15 protein-coding genes are annotated in these 16,980 nt (G+C 67.3%); 7 read left to right on the top strand and 8 right to left on the bottom strand.

The window, feature by feature from the left end; genetic code table 11:
- Entirely contained in the window at positions 1-486 is a 486-nt protein-coding gene (locus tag ACZK1G_RS03615) for a hypothetical protein (protein ID WP_101764942.1), read from the top strand.
- A gap of 81 nt (positions 487-567) precedes the next feature.
- Here ACZK1G_RS03615 and ACZK1G_RS03610 read toward each other — a convergent pair whose 3' ends face one another.
- The 5 genes from ACZK1G_RS03610 to ACZK1G_RS03590 form a co-directional block, all read right to left on the bottom strand.
- Positions 568-1,503, bottom strand: coding sequence for a DUF6607 family protein (locus tag ACZK1G_RS03610; RefSeq protein WP_049444401.1), 936 nt, complete (start codon positions 1,501-1,503; stop codon positions 568-570).
- A gap of 73 nt (positions 1,504-1,576) precedes the next feature.
- A complete protein-coding gene (locus ACZK1G_RS03605) occupies positions 1,577-2,176 on the bottom strand; it encodes a Hemin transport protein (protein WP_049444399.1) in 600 nt (199 codons plus the stop codon).
- A 4-nt stretch (positions 2,177-2,180) separates the two neighbouring features.
- Positions 2,181-4,373: a TonB-dependent hemoglobin/transferrin/lactoferrin family receptor gene (locus ACZK1G_RS03600; RefSeq protein ID WP_424143789.1), complete on the bottom strand. Its 2,193-nt coding sequence runs from the start codon at positions 4,371-4,373 to the stop codon at positions 2,181-2,183.
- 153 nt (positions 4,374-4,526) lie between these two features.
- Positions 4,527-4,721, bottom strand: coding sequence for a hemin uptake protein HemP (hemP, locus tag ACZK1G_RS03595; RefSeq protein ID WP_005412278.1), 195 nt, complete (start codon positions 4,719-4,721; stop codon positions 4,527-4,529).
- Positions 4,722-4,906: 185 nt separating this feature from the next.
- Entirely contained in the window at positions 4,907-5,878 is a 972-nt protein-coding gene (locus ACZK1G_RS03590; protein WP_049444479.1) for an aldo/keto reductase, read from the bottom strand.
- A gap of 193 nt (positions 5,879-6,071) precedes the next feature.
- Here ACZK1G_RS03590 and ACZK1G_RS03585 point away from each other — a divergent pair, with 193 nt between their 5' ends.
- The 5 genes from ACZK1G_RS03585 to ACZK1G_RS03565 all read left to right on the top strand — a co-directional run bounded on the left by ACZK1G_RS03585 (position 6,072) and on the right by ACZK1G_RS03565 (position 11,030).
- Positions 6,072-7,370, top strand: coding sequence for a NupC/NupG family nucleoside CNT transporter (locus tag ACZK1G_RS03585; RefSeq protein WP_049444396.1), 1,299 nt, complete (start codon positions 6,072-6,074; stop codon positions 7,368-7,370).
- 25 nt (positions 7,371-7,395) lie between these two features.
- Positions 7,396-8,361 carry a ribokinase gene (locus ACZK1G_RS03580; protein WP_014036012.1) on the top strand — a complete coding sequence of 322 codons (966 nt, stop codon included), beginning with the start codon at positions 7,396-7,398 and terminating at the stop codon, positions 8,359-8,361.
- A gap of 149 nt (positions 8,362-8,510) precedes the next feature.
- Positions 8,511-8,942, top strand: coding sequence for a hypothetical protein (locus ACZK1G_RS03575; protein WP_049444394.1), 432 nt, complete (start codon positions 8,511-8,513; stop codon positions 8,940-8,942).
- 147 nt (positions 8,943-9,089) lie between these two features.
- Positions 9,090-10,085, top strand: coding sequence for a tRNA dihydrouridine synthase DusB (dusB, locus tag ACZK1G_RS03570; protein WP_101766374.1), 996 nt, complete (start codon positions 9,090-9,092; stop codon positions 10,083-10,085).
- A gap of 117 nt (positions 10,086-10,202) precedes the next feature.
- A complete protein-coding gene (locus ACZK1G_RS03565) occupies positions 10,203-11,030 on the top strand; it encodes a class I SAM-dependent methyltransferase (protein WP_005408109.1) in 828 nt (275 codons plus the stop codon).
- A gap of 567 nt (positions 11,031-11,597) precedes the next feature.
- On the opposite strand, the gene ACZK1G_RS03560 is transcribed toward ACZK1G_RS03565, so the two are convergent.
- The 3 genes from ACZK1G_RS03560 to olsF form a co-directional block, all read right to left on the bottom strand.
- Positions 11,598-12,656, bottom strand: a complete 1,059-nt coding sequence (locus tag ACZK1G_RS03560) for a metal-dependent hydrolase (RefSeq protein ID WP_049444392.1) — start codon at positions 12,654-12,656, stop codon at positions 11,598-11,600.
- Positions 12,657-12,812: 156 nt separating this feature from the next.
- Positions 12,813-13,613, bottom strand: coding sequence for a UDP-2,3-diacylglucosamine diphosphatase (locus ACZK1G_RS03555; protein WP_014036008.1), 801 nt, complete (start codon positions 13,611-13,613; stop codon positions 12,813-12,815).
- Positions 13,610-15,325 carry a bifunctional ornithine lipid synthase OlsF gene (gene olsF / locus ACZK1G_RS03550; RefSeq protein WP_049444388.1) on the bottom strand — a complete coding sequence of 572 codons (1,716 nt, stop codon included), beginning with the start codon at positions 15,323-15,325 and terminating at the stop codon, positions 13,610-13,612. Before olsF ends, ACZK1G_RS03555 begins: the two co-directional genes overlap by 4 nt.
- A gap of 337 nt (positions 15,326-15,662) precedes the next feature.
- Between olsF and metK the strand changes: the two genes are divergently transcribed.
- On the top strand, positions 15,663-16,874 hold the full coding sequence (gene metK, locus ACZK1G_RS03545; RefSeq protein ID WP_049444386.1) for a methionine adenosyltransferase: 1,212 nt from the start codon (positions 15,663-15,665) through the stop codon (positions 16,872-16,874).
- The last annotated feature ends 106 nt before the right edge of the window (positions 16,875-16,980 follow it).

The raw sequence follows: 16,980 nt of genomic DNA, 5'->3' as shown, positions 1-16,980 counted from the left end.
ATGAGACACGGCTTCTGCCTGCGCGCGCTTCTCGTCGGCGTGCCGCTGGTGTTGGCGATGCTGCCCGCATGTGCCCGTACTGCGGTGGGCCATGTCCTGGACCCGGTGCAGGCCTTCGTGCTGGAAACGGTACTGGCCGATGAGGTGCGCGCCTTCCATGAGGGCCGCCAGACCTATCTGGTTCCGGCCGATGCAGCGCACGCGCGTGGTGATGCCGAGGTGCTGGCCGACCTGCGCGCGGAGTTCGACCGCTTCTACCGGGGGCAACCAACGCCGAGAAAGGAAGTGGCGCACATGGCGATCCTGGTCGCGCAGACCGCGCTGCTGCTGCCCGACCCGCAGGCGTGCAGCACGGACCGCGCGCGCTGCAGCGACGCCATCATGGGCGTCCGTACGCGCGATGACGAGGCGAGCCTGCAGGCCACCCTGCGTAGGTTCCAGGACGCCGGACTGGACCTGACCACGCTGGGTGGACCGGCGTCCTGAGTGCGAGGCAAAGGTCAGTAGATCCACGCCATGCGTGGATGCGGTGCCGGGCAAACCCGGCACCCACCGGCGCCGTGGCGATCAGCCTTCCTTCGGCGCCTTCTCAACGTACTTGGCGAACACCTCGTCGATCTGCTTGTCCTTCACCTTCTTGCCGGACTGGATCTCTTCAGCCTGGGTGAACAGCGGGATGATCATCGCCATGCCGTCGAGCTTGGTCTTCAGGTGCACGCCCGGGGCCTGGCCGAGGAAGCCGTCCCAGCGCTGGCGCACCTTGGCCCAGTAACCGGCGGTGGCCTTCCAGTAGTCGCGGGCCGGAGTGAAGTCGATCTCGGTGGTCTTCACGTAGTCGTTGAAGCCGAACTCGCGGGCGATCTCCACCTGGCTGCCGTCGGCGTTACGCTGCACCTTGGTGTTGAACTGCTCGTGGGTCCAGCCATTGGGCGTGAGCGTGTGGCGGTTGACCACGGCCAGCGCGTTGTAGTCGCTGCGCTTGGTGTATTCACGACGCGGCAATGGGCGCCAGCTGAGGTCGCTGGTCCAGGTCGGCACGTTGTTGGTGTAGGTCCAGGTGCCGGTGCCGCAGTAGCGCGGTGCATCGCTCACTTCGTACACGCACTGGGTCCAGGCGCCCTTGTTCACGGCTGCCGGGATGCTGCGCACCTGCCAGGTCTGGTCGGCACTGAACTCGAAGCGGTTCGGCGCTTCGTAGACCCAGTCCTGGCGCCAGTGCTTGGTGATGTGGCCGCTCTTCTCGTCCAGCAGCAGGTGCTGCAGCACGATGCGCCTGGGGGTGTCCTCGACCACGATGACCAGCTCGTTGCCGCCGCTGCGCATCGCCGGCGCACGCTCGTAGCCGGGCTTGAGCAGCACGGTCTCGTCGAAGGCGAAATCGACGGTGTACTCGCCCTGCATGGCGAGGATGCTGTCGTGGTCGCGGGCGATGTCGGAGGGCTGCGCGCTGGCCACGCCGCTGGCGGCGAGCAGCAGCATGACGCTGGCTGTCTGGAACTTCATCGGGGTCTTCCTTCGGGGTTGCAGATGTAGTGAGAGGCCGTCCGTGGCCGACAGGCGTTCCATCAGGAAAGGGTCACAGCCGGATCAGCGGCAGGTCGCCGGGAACCCGCGGCGCCGGGCGACGCGCGGCGTCGGCGCAGCAGCAGTCGTCGATGGCCAGCTCGCCCTCGGCGCCTTCCAGCCGCGCGATGCGACGCGCAGTGGCTGCGCCCAGCGAGGACAACGTCGACAGGCTCGCAGCGAGGGTGCGGCCATCGTCGGCGGCATGCAGGCGCAGCGTGCACAGGCGCCAGCGCTGGCCGCCGAGGTGCCCGGCCAGGCGCCGCCACAGGCGTTCGCCGACACTGCCATCGCTGTCATGTTCCGGGCCCGGCGGCAACGCCGCGACCAGCCGGTCCCAGGCCAGGAAATCGCTGTCGGGCAGCAGGTACAGGCGCCACACACAACGGCCGCGGGCATCAAGGAAACACAGGCTTTCGCGCACGCCCTCGCTGTCCACGCCCTGGCAGGCATGCACGCGTACTGCCTGGCGCCAGCCACCGAGCTCGTTGCCGTCGGCGCGGTACAGGCACAACACGGTGCCGAGCGTGGCCAGCTGTGCCGGCGTCGGCCAGGCCGCGCTGCCCTGCGCGGCGATGGCGTCGTTCCTGCGTGCGGACAAGGCTCGGCTCATGAGGTCACCAGGAAACGGCAAGGCTTGCGGAGAGGGTGCGGCCCGGGCTGGTATAGCGGTCCAGCACGCGGCTGGTCGGCGACAGCGTCGAACCCACGTTGGACCAGTCGATGTAGCGCTTGTCGCCCAGGTTGAACACGCCGACGTTGAAGGTCGCGCCCGGGGCGAAGTTCCAGTGCGCCATCAGGTCGGCCACGCCGTAGCCGGCCGGACGGTACACCGTGGCCGCGGTGACGCGGTCCTTGCGCTTGACGAAGGTACCGGCCAGTTCGACGCCCCAGGTATCGGTGTCGTACATCAGGCCGACGGTGCCACGCAGCGGGTCGACCGAATCCAGCGGCGTGTCTTCGGTCTTGTTGTCGCCGCGCGACCACGCCACCGAACTGCGCAGCGCCCAACCCTGCAGCGCCGGGCTGATCTGGCCGAAGTCGACGCCGGCCTTCATCTCGGCACCGTAGATGCGCGCATCGGCGATGTTGCGCGACTGGAACACCATCAGGCCCTGTGCGTTGGTACCGACCAGCGACTGCGACTCGATGAAGTCCTTGTACTCGTTGTAGTAGCCGCTGAGGCTGACGTAGGCCGCCGGCGACAGGAAGCGCAGGCCCAGTTCCATGCCGTCACTGGTTTCCGGCTTCAGGTCCGGATTGGGAATGGCGGTGTAACCGAAGGCGAAGTTGGTGAAGCCCAGGTTGACGTCGTTGTACGGCGGCGAGCGGAAGCCATGCGAGTAGCCCGCGAACAGCGACCATTCGTCGGTGAATCGATAGACCATGCCCAGCTTCGGCGACACGCTGGTCTTGGTCAGCTTGGCCACCGCAACACCGGGATTGTCTTCGGCAAAGATGCTGTCCACCTCCGGCTTCAGTTCGTAGCGGTCCACGCGCACGCCCGGCACCAGCGACAGCTTGCCGTTGGCCATGCGCATTTCATCCTGTGCGTACAGGCCCAGCTCGGTGGTCTTGCTGATCGGGAAATCGCGGACCGGGAAGGCGTCGGGCAGGATGGTGGTGCTGGTCTGGCCATTGGCCAGCACCTGGTAGCCGTCGCGCTTCTGGCGGATCTCGGTGCGCGCGCCCTCGAAGCCGTAGGTCAGCGCGTGTTCGACGCTGCCGGTACTGAACGCTTTGTTGAACTGCGCCTGCAGGCCGTACACGCGCTGGTCGAAGTTGAACTCGCGGTGGCGGCGACTGCGGTTGGCGCGGTCCTCATCGGTGATCTGGGTGGTTTCACTGTGCTGGGTATACAGCTGCCAATGCAGGCTGTCGGCGAAGCCCTTGTCCAGCGCATCCATTTCATGGGCGAACGACACGCGGGTGCGGTTCTGCGTGTCGCGCGCCTTCATGCCGGTGGTGGTGGTGCGGTCGATCGAGGACAGCACGTTGGTATCGGTGTTGTCTTCGTTGCCTTCCACGGTCAGCCGGAAGCGCTGGTCCTCGCTGGGTGCATAGACCAGCTTGGCCAGGCCACTGCGGCCATCGCGGTCCTGCGGGTTGGGCGCGGTGCGGGTGTTGTCGAGGCTGCGCACGTCGCCCTTGTTGTCGGTTTCCTGGCCCTGGCGATGGTTGATGTTGACCATGCCACTCCAGTGTTCGCCGCCGAACGCGCTGGTCACGCCACCGAGCAGGCCCTTCCACTCACCGTCGTAGCCGAACTTCAGGCCGACGTAGCTGTCCTTGCCATCCTTCAGGTAATCGGCCGGATCCTTGGTGACGAAGGCGACCACACCACCGAGCGCATCGGACCCGTACAGCGAGCTGGCCGGGCCGCGCACGATCTCCACGCGCTTGAGCGTGTCCAGATCGGTGAAGTTGCGGTTGGCGTTGGAGAACGAGCCGATGTTGAAGCTGGTCGGCATGGCGATGCCATCGGTCTGCACACGCACGCGGTTGCCGTCCAGGCCACGGATGCGGATGCTGCCGAGGCCGAAGCGCGCGGCGCTGCGGCTGACCGACAGGCCCGGCTCGTAGCGCAGCAGATCCTTGATGTCCTGCACCAGGTGCCGGTCCATCTGCTCGCGGTCGATGACGTCCACGGTGGCCGCCACATCGCTCACCGCCCGCTCGGTACGGGTGGCAGTGACCTGCACGCGGTCGAATTCGCGCGCGTCGGGTGCGGCGGTGGCCGCGGCAGCAGCGTGGGCGGACAGCGGCAGGGCCATCCAGACGGCAAGGCAAAGGGCGGTTTGGCGGGTCATCGGGTTCGTTCGGTCAGGCAGGGGAACCCCCGGTTACCGGCACACCCGGAGGGTGTACGCGGTAGACCGAGGGGGAGAGAGCGGGAGCGGACGGGTCGCCCACCCTGTCGGCGCAGCCGGCAGGAGGGAGGGGGGCGGGCGACCAGGCCGCGATTACTTGGTCAGGATCAGCTTGTCGTTGCTGGTGTGCCGCAGGCGGTAGAAGCGGTCGCCGTGCTGGATCAGGATTTCACGACGGCCCTTGAGCAGGGCTTCGCTGTCGATGACCTCTTCCGGCGGAACGACACGGACCGGACGATCGCGGAGGGTCAGCGTTTCGGGGCGCAGCAGTACAGGTTGAGCATTCATGAGCATCTGGACTCGTGCGAGGGACGAGTTAAATGATAATGATTCTCAGTTGACAATCAACAACCATTCTCAATTTCATTGATGAGATTAATGATCGAATCCGCGAATTCGATAGATATCATCAATCAAATGGTGGGCACGGTGCCTTTGTAGCGCCGAGCACGGCTCGACGCTACAAAGGGTTGTCAGGCGAAGACGGCTTCGACCTGCGCCCAGCCGGCGGCGTCGACCTGCTCCAGCACGTCCAGCGCCTGCAGGTTCTGCAGCAACTGGCTGACCCGACTGGCGCCCAGGATCACGCTGGAGACGTTCGGGTTGCGCAGGCACCAGGCGATGGCCAGCGTGGCCGGGGGGTACCCCAGTGCGCGCGCCAGTTCGCTGAAACGGCGCACTCGGGCCAGGCGGGCCTCGGTGTCGTCACCCAGCACCAGCGCCTGCAGCCATTCCATGCCCTCGCGGCCCAGCCGCGCGTCGGCCGGAATGCCCTGGTCGTACTTGCCGCTCAGCAGGCCCGAGGCCAGCGGCGAGAAGATGGTGGTGCCCAGGCCGGCACCGGCATACAGCGGCGCGTACTCGACCTCGACCCGTTCGCGGTGCAGCAGGTTGTACTGCGGCTGTTCCATCGACGGGCCCTGCAGGTTGCGCGCCTCGGCGATGTCCAGCGCCTGCTGGATCTGCACCGCCGACCACTCCGAGGTCCCCCAGTAGAGGATCTTGCCCTGCCGCACCAGGGTATCCATGGCATGCACGGTCTCGGCGATCGGCGCGTCCGGATCCGGGCGATGGCAGTAATAAAGGTCCAGGTAATCCACCCGCAGGCGCTTGAGCGCAGCGTGGCAGGCGTCGGTCACATGCTTGCGCGACAGGCCGCGCTGGGTCGGCCGCGGGTCCTTGGCGCTGCCGAAGAACACCTTGCTGGAGACGCAGATGCCATCGCGCGGCAGGCGCAGGTCGGCGATCACATCGCCCATCACCTGTTCGGCGCGGCCGTTGGCATAGCCCTCGGCGTTGTCGAAGAAGTTGACGCCATGGTCCCAGGCGGCAGCCACCAGGTTGCGGGCCTCGTCGCGCGGGATCTGGTCACCGAAGGTCACCCAGGCGCCGAAGGACAGGGCGGAAATCGGCAGGCCGGTGGAGCCCAGGCGACGGTATTGCATGCAAATCTCCTGCTGCGGGCCCGCATCCGGGCCGGGATCGAGCCCCATTCTACCTGCCGCCGCCGGCCGCAAGCCCTTGCCGTTGCTGGCCTGATCGGTACCGATGGGTGCGCGCACGCTGCTTTTTCTTGCCCCGGCCCCTGCCCTGCACTAGGCTTCCCGTTTTTCGCGACGCCCCAGGGGAGTCACTCACATGGTCGAAGGTTTGGGCAGGATCGGCTTCGGCCTGTTCGGGTTGGCGGTGCTGATCGGCATCACCTGGTTGTTTTCCAACAACAAGCGCGCGGTTGACTGGAAGCTGGTTGCCACCGGTATCACCCTGCAGATCGCGTTCGCGGCGCTGGTGATCCTGGTGCCGGGCGGCCGCGACGTGTTCGATGCGCTGGGCAAGGGCTTCGTCAAGGTTCTCAGCTTCGTCAACGAAGGTTCGGGCTTCATCTTCGGCTCGTTGATGGACACCAAGAACTACGGCTTCATCTTCGCCTTCCAGGTGCTGCCGACCATCATCTTCTTCTCGGCGCTGATGGGGGTGATGTACCACCTCAACGTCATGCAGGCGATCGTGCGCGTGATGGCATGGTCGATCACCAAGGTGATGCGCGTGTCCGGCGCGGAAACCACCAGCGTCTGCGCCAGCGTCTTCATCGGCCAGACCGAGGCGCCGCTGACCGTGCGCCCGTACATCGCCAAGATGACCCAGTCCGAGCTGCTGACCATGATGATCGGCGGCATGGCCCACATCGCCGGTGGCGTGCTGGCGGCCTACGTGGGCATGCTCGGCGGTGGCGACCCGGCGCAGCAGGCCTTCTACGCCAAGCACCTGCTGGCGGCGAGCATCATGGCCGCACCGGCCACCCTGGTCGTGGCCAAGCTGCTGATCCCGGAAACCGGCACCCCGCTGACCCGCGGCACCGTGAAGATGGAAGTGGAGAAGACCTCCAGCAACATCATCGACGCGGCCGCCGCCGGTGCCGGTGACGGCCTGAAGCTGGCGCTGAACATCGGCGCGATGCTGCTGGCCTTCATCGCCCTGATCGCGCTGCTGAATGCACCGCTGACCTGGATCGGCGATGTGACCGGCCTGGCCGCCGCCATCGGCAAGCCGACCAACCTGTCGACCATCTTCGGTTACGTGCTGGCCCCGATTGCCTGGGTGATCGGCACCCCGTGGGCTGATGCCACCACCGTCGGCTCGCTGATCGGCCAGAAGGTCGTGATCAACGAGTTCGTGGCCTACACCGAGCTGTCGCAGATCGTGAACGGCCAGGTGGCCGGCGTGAGCCTGTCCGAAGAGGGTCGCCTGATCGCCACCTACGCGCTGTGCGGCTTTGCCAACTTCAGCTCGATCGCGATCCAGATCGGCGGCATCGGCGGCCTGGCTCCGGAACGTCGCCACGATCTGGCCAAGTTCGGCCTGCGCGCGGTGCTGGGCGGTACCATTGCCACCTTCATGACGGCGACCATCGCCGGCGTGCTGACGCACTTCAGTTGAACCCTTGGTTGAGAAAAGATTCCCTATGAGCAGCAGTGTCGTTGTCGTCGGTTCCTTCAATGTCGATCACGTGTGGCGGTGCGAGTCGCTGCCGGCACCGGGTGCGACCATTGCCGGCCGCTACAGCACCGGCCCCGGTGGCAAGGGCTTCAACCAGGCCGTGGCCGCCTGCCGCGCCGGCGCCGACACCCACTTCGTGTGCGCGTTGGGCGATGACGCCGGTGGCGCCACCGCGCGCGAACTGGCCGCACAGGATGGCTTCGCGCTGATCGCCGAGGCCAGCAGCGAGCCGACCGGCACCGCAGGCATCTACGTCGATGCCCGTGGCCGCAACACCATCGTGATCGGCCCGGGCGCCAATGCCGCGCTGAGCACCGACTTCCTGCAACAGCAGCAGGCCCTGCTGACGGCCGCCAAGGTGGTGCTGGTGCAGCTGGAATCGCCGGTACCGACCATCGAAGCGGCGCTGGCCACGGCCCGCGAAGCCGGTGTCACCACGGTGCTCAACACCGCACCGGCCGACGCACCCTCGACCATCGGCCTGCTCAAGCTGGCCGATGTGATCACCCCGAACGAGACCGAGTTCGCCGCCCTGCTCGGCCGCCATGTCGGCGAGCGCGTGGAAGCCAACGACGTCGCCGCGCTGGATGGCGCCAGCCTGCACGCGCTGTGCCGCAAGCTGGTCGGCAACGGTACCGTGGTGGTGACCCTGGGTTCGGTGGGCGTGTTCGTGTCGCATGCCGACGAGAACCTGCGCGGCGATACCCAGCCGTACTACCGCGTGGGTGCCGAACAGGTGCAGGCGATCGACACCACCGGTGCCGGTGATGCCTTCAACGGTGCGCTGGCCGCATCGCTGGCACAGGTGGCCGACGCCCCGTTCGCCCGCCACGTGCGCTTCGCCAACCAGTTCGCCGGCCGTTCGACCGAGAAGGAAGGCGCCGCTGCGGCAATGCCGCGCTTCACCCCGGCCGATTCCGAAGCAAAGTAGATTCACGCCATGCGTGGATGAGAGGGCCCGGATGTGCAGGCACCCGGGCCTTTCTTTTGGCCAGTTCCCAGCGGCTGCGACTGCCGGTCGCATTGCCCATACCCTGCCCCTCGCCCACCATCCGCGCAGCTTCCTTGCACGGGCAGGACATGGACGGATTCCCCTGGTTGCTGGTCGCGGCCGCCGGCAGTGCCATCGCGGCCCTGCTGCATATCGGCTGCATCGCTTTTGGTGCCCCCTGGTACGGGTACTTCGGTGCCGGCCCGCGCATGGTCCAGCTGGCACAGGCCGGGCATTGGTGGCCGCCGCTGATGACCGCCGGCATCACGGCCGTGCTGGTGGCCTGGACCCTGTATGCACTGGCCGCCGCGGGTTGGCATTCACCGCTGCCGGCCAGCCGCCTGGTCCTGCCCGCCATCGCTGCCTTGCTGCTGCTGCGCGCGGCAATGGGCTTCGGCCTGGCGCTGTTCCGCCCCGGCTACAACGGCGTACGCTTCTGGGCGGCCAGTTCGCTGGTCTGCCTGGGCCTGGGGCTGGCCTTCGCCGTGGGGACCCGCCAGGCCTGGCAGAGCCTGGGGTAGCCGCCCACCATCGCCCGCCCCTGGGGGCGGCGGAAGCAACCGTCAAGCATCTGCTGATGCCGGTACGGCATGAGGTCGGTGCCGATCGGCCTGAACCGGACCGTGCCCGACACGGCCGTACCGCCGCCCGCGCCCTACAATGGGCGCATGCAGATCGGCCCGTACACCATTGCCCCCAACGTCGTGCTGGCGCCCATGGCCGGCGTCACCGACAAGCCCTTCCGCCTGCTGTGCAAACGGCTGGGTGCGGGACTGGCCGCCTCGGAAATGACCATCAGCGACCCGCGCTTCTGGAACACGCGCAAGTCGATCCATCGCATGGACCATGAGGGCGAACCGGCACCGATCAGCGTGCAGATCGCCGGCACCGAGCCGCAGCAGCTGGCGGAGGCCGCGCGCTACAACGTGGACCACGGCGCGCAGATCATCGACATCAACATGGGCTGCCCGGCCAAGAAGGTGTGCAACGCCTGGGCCGGCTCGGCACTGATGCGCGACGAACAGCTGGTGGCGCGCATCCTCGAAGCCGTGGTCAACGCGGTGGACGTGCCGGTCACGCTGAAGATCCGCACCGGTTGGGATTGCGACCACCGCAATGGCCCGGTGATCGCCCGCATCGCCGAGGCCAGCGGCATCGCTGCGCTGGCCGTGCATGGGCGCACCCGCGACCAGCATTACACCGGCCAAGCCGAGTACGGCACCATCGGCGAGATCAAGGCGGCGCTGCGCATCCCGGTGATCGCCAACGGTGACATCGACTCGCCGCAGAAGGCCGCGTACGTCCTGAAGGAAACCGGCGTGGATGCAGTGATGATCGGTCGCTCCGCGCAGGGCCGGCCGTGGATCTTCCGCGAGGTGGCGCACTACCTGGCCACCGGCGAGGAACTGCCGCCGCCGTCGCTGGCGGAAGTGCGCGACATCCTGCTTGGCCACCTGCATGCGCTGCATGCGTTCTATGGCGAGCCGCAGGGGGTGCGCATCGCGCGCAAGCACCTGGGCTGGTACGCCAAGGACCGGCCGGAGAACGCGGCCTTCCGCGCAGTGGTCAATCGCGCCGAAGACCCGCAGAGCCAGATCGCACTGACCACCGAGTACTTCGACCGCCTGATCGCCGGGGAACCGGCGTTGCCCTCTGCTGCCTGAGCGTACTGCCACGCCATCGAGTCGAGCCTGCTCGATTCCTCAAACCGTAGCGTCGAGCTTGCTCGACTGATTTCCCGGAGCCGTCGAGCACGCTCGACGCTACAAGAGCCCGCCCCCATGACCCCGCCGATCTCCTCCCCAACCTACCTGCACGGATTCTCCGGCACCGAACAGCAGCGCCTGATGACCCAGGCCCGGCTACTGGAATCGAGCATCTTCGGCCAGATCGACTACAGCGGCGCGCGGCGCCTGCTGGAAGTCGGCAGCGGCGTCGGCGCGCAGACCGAGATCCTGCTGCGCCGCTTCCCGGAGCTGCACGTCACCGGCGTGGACCTGAGCGAAACGCAGCTGGCCACCGCGCGCGAGAACCTGGCACGCACGCCGTGGTGCAGCGACCGCTACACCCTGCAGCAGGCCGACGCCGGTGAGCTGCCGTTCGAAGCGCGCAGCTTCGACGCGGCGTTCCTGTGCTGGGTGCTGGAGCACGTCCCCTCCCCTGCCCGGGTGCTGAGCGAAGTGCGCCGCGTGCTGGCACCGGGTTCGCCGGTCTACATCACCGAGGTGATGAATGCCTCGTTCCTGCTCGACCCGTATTCGCCGCATATCTGGCGCTACTGGATGGCCTTCAACGATTTCCAGTACGACCACGGGGGCGACCCGTTCGTCGGCGCAAAGCTGGGCAACCTGCTGCTGGCCGGCGGCTTCCGCGACGTGCATACCGAGATCAAGACCATCCACCTGGACAACCGCGAACCAGCCCGTCGCAAGACGATGATCGCGTTCTGGGAGCAGCTGCTGCTGTCAGCCGCCGACCAGCTGCTGCAGGCCGGCTCGGTGGACGAGGAAACCGTGGAAGGCATGCGCCGCGAGTTCCGCCTGGTGCAGAACGACCCGAACGCGGTGTTCTTCTATTCGTTCGTGCAGGGCCGCGCCACGGTGTATTGAGCCGTACGGTGTTGATTCGGTAGAGCCACGCCATTCGTGGCTGCTTTCGCCAATGTCCCCGCCATCCCTGCATGGCGTGGATCTACGGGTGCGACACTGCGCTGCCGATGGAGGCAGTAGAGCCACGCCATGCGTGGCTGCCTTCGCCGATGCCCACGCCATCCACGCATGGCGTGGATCTACGGGTGCGACACTGCGCTGCCGATGGAGGCAGTAGCGCCACGCCATGCGTGGCTGCCTTCGCCGATGCCTACGCCATCCCTGCATGGCGTGGATCTACGGGTGCGACACTGCGCTGCCGATGGAGGCAGTAGAGCCACGCCATGCGTGGCTGCCTTCGCCGATGCCCACGCCATCCACGCATGGCGTGGATCTACGGGTGCGACACTGCGCTGCCGATGGAGGCAGTAGCGCCACGCCATGCGTGGCTGCCTTCGCCGATGCCTACGCCATCCACGCATGGCGTGGATCTACGGGTGCGACACTGCACTGCCGATGGAGGCAGTAGCGCCACGCCATGCGTGGCTGCCTTCGCCGATGCCTACGCCATCCACGCATGGCGTGGATCTACGGGTGCGCGGCACCCGTCGCGGAGGCTGCCGGCTCCTGCCAGATCCGCTGCCACATCGCGGCCAACCGGCGACCGGCGTCAGCGCGGGCGGCAGGACTGCTGTAATCCACCCGCACCTGCTCGGGCGTGATCGCCCGCCACTGCCCATCAGCCTGTTCGGCCACGACGAAATTGAAGGTGTAGTCCGGTTCCAGGCCCATGCGCAGGTCACTCAGCACCAACCGGCCGTCAACCACCTGCGCACGCATGAAGCCGCGGTTGAACCACTGCAGCTGCTGCACCGCCGGGATGGCCGTCGCTTCGCGCAAGGCCTGCACGTTGGACGCATGGCCTTCGAACCGCATCGGCCCGTGGTCGGCCACCAGCGAGCGGTCGCCCACCACGTAGCCGCTGGGCGTCATCGCCACCACCCGCCACAGCAGGGTGTTGAACGGCATCGGCACCGAGAAGCGCGGCGCATCACCCAGGCCCATCGCGGCCAGGCCCTGCTGCGCGGCACGGTCGACCTGCGCCTTGGCGATCAGCCCCCAACCCAGATAGCCACTGCTGAGCAGCAGGGCCATGCCCAGCACCTTACCCGCCCAGGGCCGGGCGCGACCGAACCAGGCCAGCACGCAGCCCAGCAGCAGCCACACGGTGTAGCCCGGATCGATGATGAAGACACTGGAGCCCATGGTCGGGTGTGGGCGCAGCGGCCACCACAACTGCGTGCCATACACAGTGAACGCATCCAGCACGGGATGGGTGACCAGTGCCAACTGGATCGCCCAGAACCAGCGCACCGGTGACTGCGCGACGCGGCCATTGCCGAAGCGCTTGAACAACCACCAGATCAGTGCAGCCACCCAGGGCAGCACCAGCAACGAGTGACTGAAACTGCGGTGCTCGATCATGTTCGCCACCGGGTCGGCGGCGGTGAAGCCGAGCCACAGGGCGTCGAGGTCCGGCAGGGTGCCAAGCGCGGCACCGGCCAGCAGGGCCGCACGGCGATGGCCGGGCGGGGCGATGGCAGCGGCGACGGCGCCACCGAGCACGATCTGGGTCAGGGAATCCATTGGCCGATGCTAGCGGCTTGCGGGCACGCCGTCTCGATGGCACACCTGCTGAAGAGCGCCGCTCGCGTTTTTTGTAGCGTCGAGCCATGCTCGACTGCGGTACGGGGGGCAGTCTGAGAAGAGCAGTCGAGCATGGCTCGACGCTACAAGAGTAGGTCAGGCCGCTTGCTTGATCCGCGCGCCCGGTAGTTCCACCAGGGTCTGGCCGTTGTGATCAAGCAGGCGCAGCGCACCATCATGGTCTTCGGCCAGTGCGGTCAGGCTCTCCACCCAGTCGCCATCGTTGGCGTAGACCAGACCATCGCGTTCGACCAGCGCCGCGCGGTGGATGTGGCCGCAGACGATGCCGTCCAGGCCGCGCCGACGCACGTCATCCAGCCCGGCCTGCACGAAACGCTCGATGTAGCGTTCGGCGGCGCCGCTGCGCTTCTTCAGGAACTCCGACAGCGACCAGTAGCGCATGCCCAGCCGGCGCCGCACGGCGTTCAGCGCCTGGTTGCCGGTCAGGATGCGGTAGTACAGCCAGTCGCCGAACTTTTCCTGCAGGCCGCCGAAGTGGGTCACGCCGTCGTAGTCGTCGCCGTGCGCGACCAGCAGCCGACGGCCATCGGCGGTCACGTGGATGGCGCGGCGGCGCACCTGCATGGCAGGCAGCATCAGCCCACATACATGGCGCAACGATGCGTCGTGGTTGCCGGGAATGTAGATGATCTCGGTCCCTGCACGGCGCAGCGCGTGCAGGGCCTGGATGACTTCGCTGTGCGACTGCCGCCAGTTGGCGCGGCGATGCGCCATCCACCACAGGTCGATGATGTCGCCGACCAGGTACAACCGTTCGCAGCGCAGCTGCGAGAGGAACCGCGCCAGCTCGGTGGCATGGCAATGACGTGAGCCCAGGTGCACGTCGGAGACGAACACTGCGCGCCGGTGTGGCGACAGGTTCGCCAGCGTGCTCATGCCGGCGTCCCCGCGTCGCGCAGGTAGCGTTTGCGCTTGTTTGGCCGTATCGCGCACAGGTCCACTTCGATCAGGCCGTCGATCGAATCACTGAAGTCAGGGTCGACGCCGAAGGCGAGGAAACGCGCGCCGCCGGGTTCGCACAGATCGGTGTACTGGCGGTACAGCGTCGGCACGCCGGTACCCAGTGCAGCCAGGTTGGCCTTGAGCACATCGAACGCGGCACCTGCATCCAGCTCGCCGAAACTTGGCGGTGCGGCGAAATACTGGAAGGGGCGGTTCGATTCGGCCAGTCCCGCGGTACCGCTGAAGTAGCGCTGGTAGTACGCCACCAGCTGCTCGCGTGCATCACGCGGCAGCGCCGCGCTGATCGACACTGCGCCGAACAGGTAGCGGATGCCCGGCCGGCACTGCAGGTAGGCACCAATGCCCTGCCACAGGTAGTCCAGGCTGCGGCTGCCCCAGTAGTCGGGTACCACGAAGCTGCGACCCAGTTCCAGGCCTTCGGCAATGTGGGTGATGGCATCGTCGGAATAGCGGAACAGCGACGCGCTGTAGAGCCCGGACAGGCCGTGCCGGGCCAGGGCCTGCGCACCGCGCATGATGCGGTAGGCACCGGCGATGCGCTGCGCGGCGGCGTCCCAGATCACGATGTGCTCGTACTGCGGATCGTAATCGTCCAGGTCACGGCTGCGCCCGGTGCCCTCGCCCACCTGCCGGAAGGTCAGCTCGCGCAGGCGGCCCAGTTCCAGCAGCAGCGGTGAATCGGCGGTACAGGTCGCCAGCAGGATCTGCTTGCCGTCGGCGGTCTGGCCCAGCTGGGTGGCGGCAGCGATGCCGGCGGCGACCTGCGAAGGTGGCACCGGGGACGCCAGCGGCTCGGGGCCCGCAACAGCAGCGGCATCGCCCGCCGCCCCATTACGGCCCAGCGCATAGAGCGCGCGGCGTACCGCCAGCAGTTGGGCGCCCGGATCACCGCCCTTGCCCAGCTGCATCGGCTCGCCGATGCTCAGCCGCAGCGGACGGCCACGACGGGTGAACATCTCGCGCGCCAGCAGCGCGGTGCCCGCCGGCTTGAACAGGGTCGAGGCGCCGTAGAACAGTGCCGAGTTGCGCGCCTCCACCCGCACCGGCAGCACCGGTGCACCGGCCGCGCGGGCAAAGCGGACGAAACCGCGCTGCCAGCGGCCGTCGCGGATGCCGCGCAGCGACAGCCGCGAGACCTCGCCGGCCGGGAACACGATCACGCACTGCTCGGCGGCCAACGCCTCCTCGACGGCATGCAGGCTGCCGCGCTGGGCCTTGCCACCGAGGATGCGCACCGGCAGCAGCAGGTCCTGCAGTGGCGCGATCGCCCCCAGCAGGTCGTTGGCCACGATGCGTACGTCGCGGCGGATGCGGCCGACCGCGTCCAGCAAGGCCAGCGCGTCCAGGGCACCGGAGGGGTGGTTGGCGACGATCAGCAGGCGGCCGGTGGCCGGGATCTTCGCCAGCGCGGCCGGGTCCACCTGGTACTGGCCGTCGATGAACTCCAGGCCGGCGGCGACGAAACCGAAGCCACGCAGGCCTGAGCTGCGCTGCAGGAAGGCTTCGATCTGGTCCAGCCGCGACCAGCGACCGACGCTGCGCAGCAGCGGCCGCGCCAGTTGGCCACGACGGCCATGGAACCAATCGGGGAAGCGTTGCTGGAGACGCTGTTCAAGTTCCTGCATGGCAGATCCACTCATGCCCGGCGGCCGGATTGGCCGACAGCCTGCGCCCGGCAGGCGGCAGCCAGATGGCGGTTTTGGGGCAGAACGATGACGGCCGAACAGCCGCTGCCGGGCTGCTACCGGCCCGCGCAGTCGGGGCCGGTAGCAGCCCGGTGCGTTGTCACGCTGGTGGAACACTGGGCCTCGAGGCTGGGCCCCAATCCCGGCCGGACGGCCCCTGCCGGGCCTACGCGGGCTTAACCACCGGCAACCGGTACAGGTTCACAATGCACAGGCGGCGCACCCCGTGTATCATTCGCGCCCATCTTTCCATCCGAATCAAGGGATATTACGCCTGATGTCCAGCTATCTCTTCACCTCCGAGTCGGTCTCCGAAGGCCATCCGGACAAGGTTGCCGACCAGATCTCCGATGCGGTGCTGGACGCGATCCTGACCCAGGACCAGCGCGCCCGCGTGGCCTGCGAGACCATGGTCAAGACCGGTGTTGCCATTGTGGCCGGTGAAATCACCACCAGCGCCTGGATCGACCTGGAAGCGCTGACCCGCAAGGTCATCACGGACATCGGCTACGACAGCTCCGACGTCGGCTTCGACGGCGCCACCTGCGGCGTGCTGAACCTGATCGGCAAGCAGTCGCCGCACATCGCCCAGGGCGTGGATCGCAAGAAGCCGGAAGAAATGGGCGCTGGCGACCAGGGCCTGATGTTCGGCTATGCCACCAACGAGACCGACAGCTACATGCCGGCCGCGATCCACCTGTCGCACCGCCTGGTCGAGCAGCAGGCCAAGATCCGCAAGAAGAAGAACTCGCCGCTGCCGTGGCTGCGTCCGGACGCCAAGAGCCAGGTCACCCTGCGCTATGAAAACGGCGTGGTCTCGGCCATCGACGCCGTGGTCCTGTCGACCCAGCACGCCCCGGGCATCAAGCAGAAGGACCTCATCGAGGCCGTCCGCGAAGAGATCATCAAGCCGGTGCTGCCGGCCAAGTGGCTGCACAAGGGCACCAAGTTCCACATCAACCCGACCGGCAAGTTCGAGATCGGCGGCCCGGTGGGCGACTGCGGCCTGACCGGCCGCAAGATCATCGTCGACACCTACGGCGGCTGGGCCCGTCACGGTGGTGGCGCGTTCTCCGGCAAGGACCCGTCCAAGGTCGACCGTTCGGCTGCCTACGCGGCCCGCTACGTCGCCAAGAACGTGGTTGCCGCTGGCCTGGCCGACCGATGCGAAGTGCAGGTCTCCTACGCCATCGGCGTGGCTGAGCCGACCTCGATCTCGGTCACCACCTTCGGCACCGGCAAGATCAGCGACGACAAGATCGAGAAGCTGATCCGCAAGCACTTCGACCTGCGCCCGTACGGCATCATCAAGATGCTGGACCTGGTGCACCCGATGTACCAGCAGACCGCGGCCTATGGCCACTTCGGCCGCAAGCCGAAGGAGTTCAGCTACCTCAACGGCGAAGGCGAGACCGTCAACGCCACGGCCTTCTCCTGGGAGAAGACCGACCGCGCCGCCGCCCTGCGCGCCGATGCGAAGCTGAAGTAAGAAACACGAAGGGCCGCGCAAGCGGCCCTTCTCTTTTCTGGTAGAGCCGACCGCTGGCCGGCTTTTTCATGGTCTCCGGAGACAATCGCGTGGTTGCCGGCCAGCG

Source organism: Stenotrophomonas sp. 109824_Sma, assembly GCF_056480025.1.
The sequence above is the reverse complement of the archived record's forward strand: the minus strand, read 5'-3'. Positions and strand labels throughout refer to the sequence as shown.

Coding starts and splice junctions, on each gene's coding strand:
- ACZK1G_RS03610 (WP_049444401.1), bottom strand. CDS start 1,503: ATGAAGTTCCAGACAGCCAGCGTCATGCTGCTGCTCGCCGCCAGCGGC.
- ACZK1G_RS03565 (WP_005408109.1), top strand. CDS start 10,203: ATGACCCCGCCGATCTCCTCCCCAACCTACCTGCACGGATTCTCCGGC.
- metK (WP_049444386.1), top strand. CDS start 15,663: ATGTCCAGCTATCTCTTCACCTCCGAGTCGGTCTCCGAAGGCCATCCG.
- hemP (WP_005412278.1), bottom strand. CDS start 4,721: ATGAATGCTCAACCTGTACTGCTGCGCCCCGAAACGCTGACCCTCCGC.
- ACZK1G_RS03600 (WP_424143789.1), bottom strand. CDS start 4,373: ATGACCCGCCAAACCGCCCTTTGCCTTGCCGTCTGGATGGCCCTGCCG.
- ACZK1G_RS03555 (WP_014036008.1), bottom strand. CDS start 13,613: ATGAGCACGCTGGCGAACCTGTCGCCACACCGGCGCGCAGTGTTCGTC.
- ACZK1G_RS03575 (WP_049444394.1), top strand. CDS start 8,511: ATGGACGGATTCCCCTGGTTGCTGGTCGCGGCCGCCGGCAGTGCCATC.
- dusB (WP_101766374.1), top strand. CDS start 9,090: ATGCAGATCGGCCCGTACACCATTGCCCCCAACGTCGTGCTGGCGCCC.
- ACZK1G_RS03585 (WP_049444396.1), top strand. CDS start 6,072: ATGGTCGAAGGTTTGGGCAGGATCGGCTTCGGCCTGTTCGGGTTGGCG.
- olsF (WP_049444388.1), bottom strand. CDS start 15,325: ATGCAGGAACTTGAACAGCGTCTCCAGCAACGCTTCCCCGATTGGTTC.
- ACZK1G_RS03580 (WP_014036012.1), top strand. CDS start 7,396: ATGAGCAGCAGTGTCGTTGTCGTCGGTTCCTTCAATGTCGATCACGTG.
- ACZK1G_RS03605 (WP_049444399.1), bottom strand. CDS start 2,176: ATGAGCCGAGCCTTGTCCGCACGCAGGAACGACGCCATCGCCGCGCAG.
- ACZK1G_RS03615 (WP_101764942.1), top strand. CDS start 1: ATGAGACACGGCTTCTGCCTGCGCGCGCTTCTCGTCGGCGTGCCGCTG.
- ACZK1G_RS03560 (WP_049444392.1), bottom strand. CDS start 12,656: ATGGATTCCCTGACCCAGATCGTGCTCGGTGGCGCCGTCGCCGCTGCC.
- ACZK1G_RS03590 (WP_049444479.1), bottom strand. CDS start 5,878: ATGCAATACCGTCGCCTGGGCTCCACCGGCCTGCCGATTTCCGCCCTG.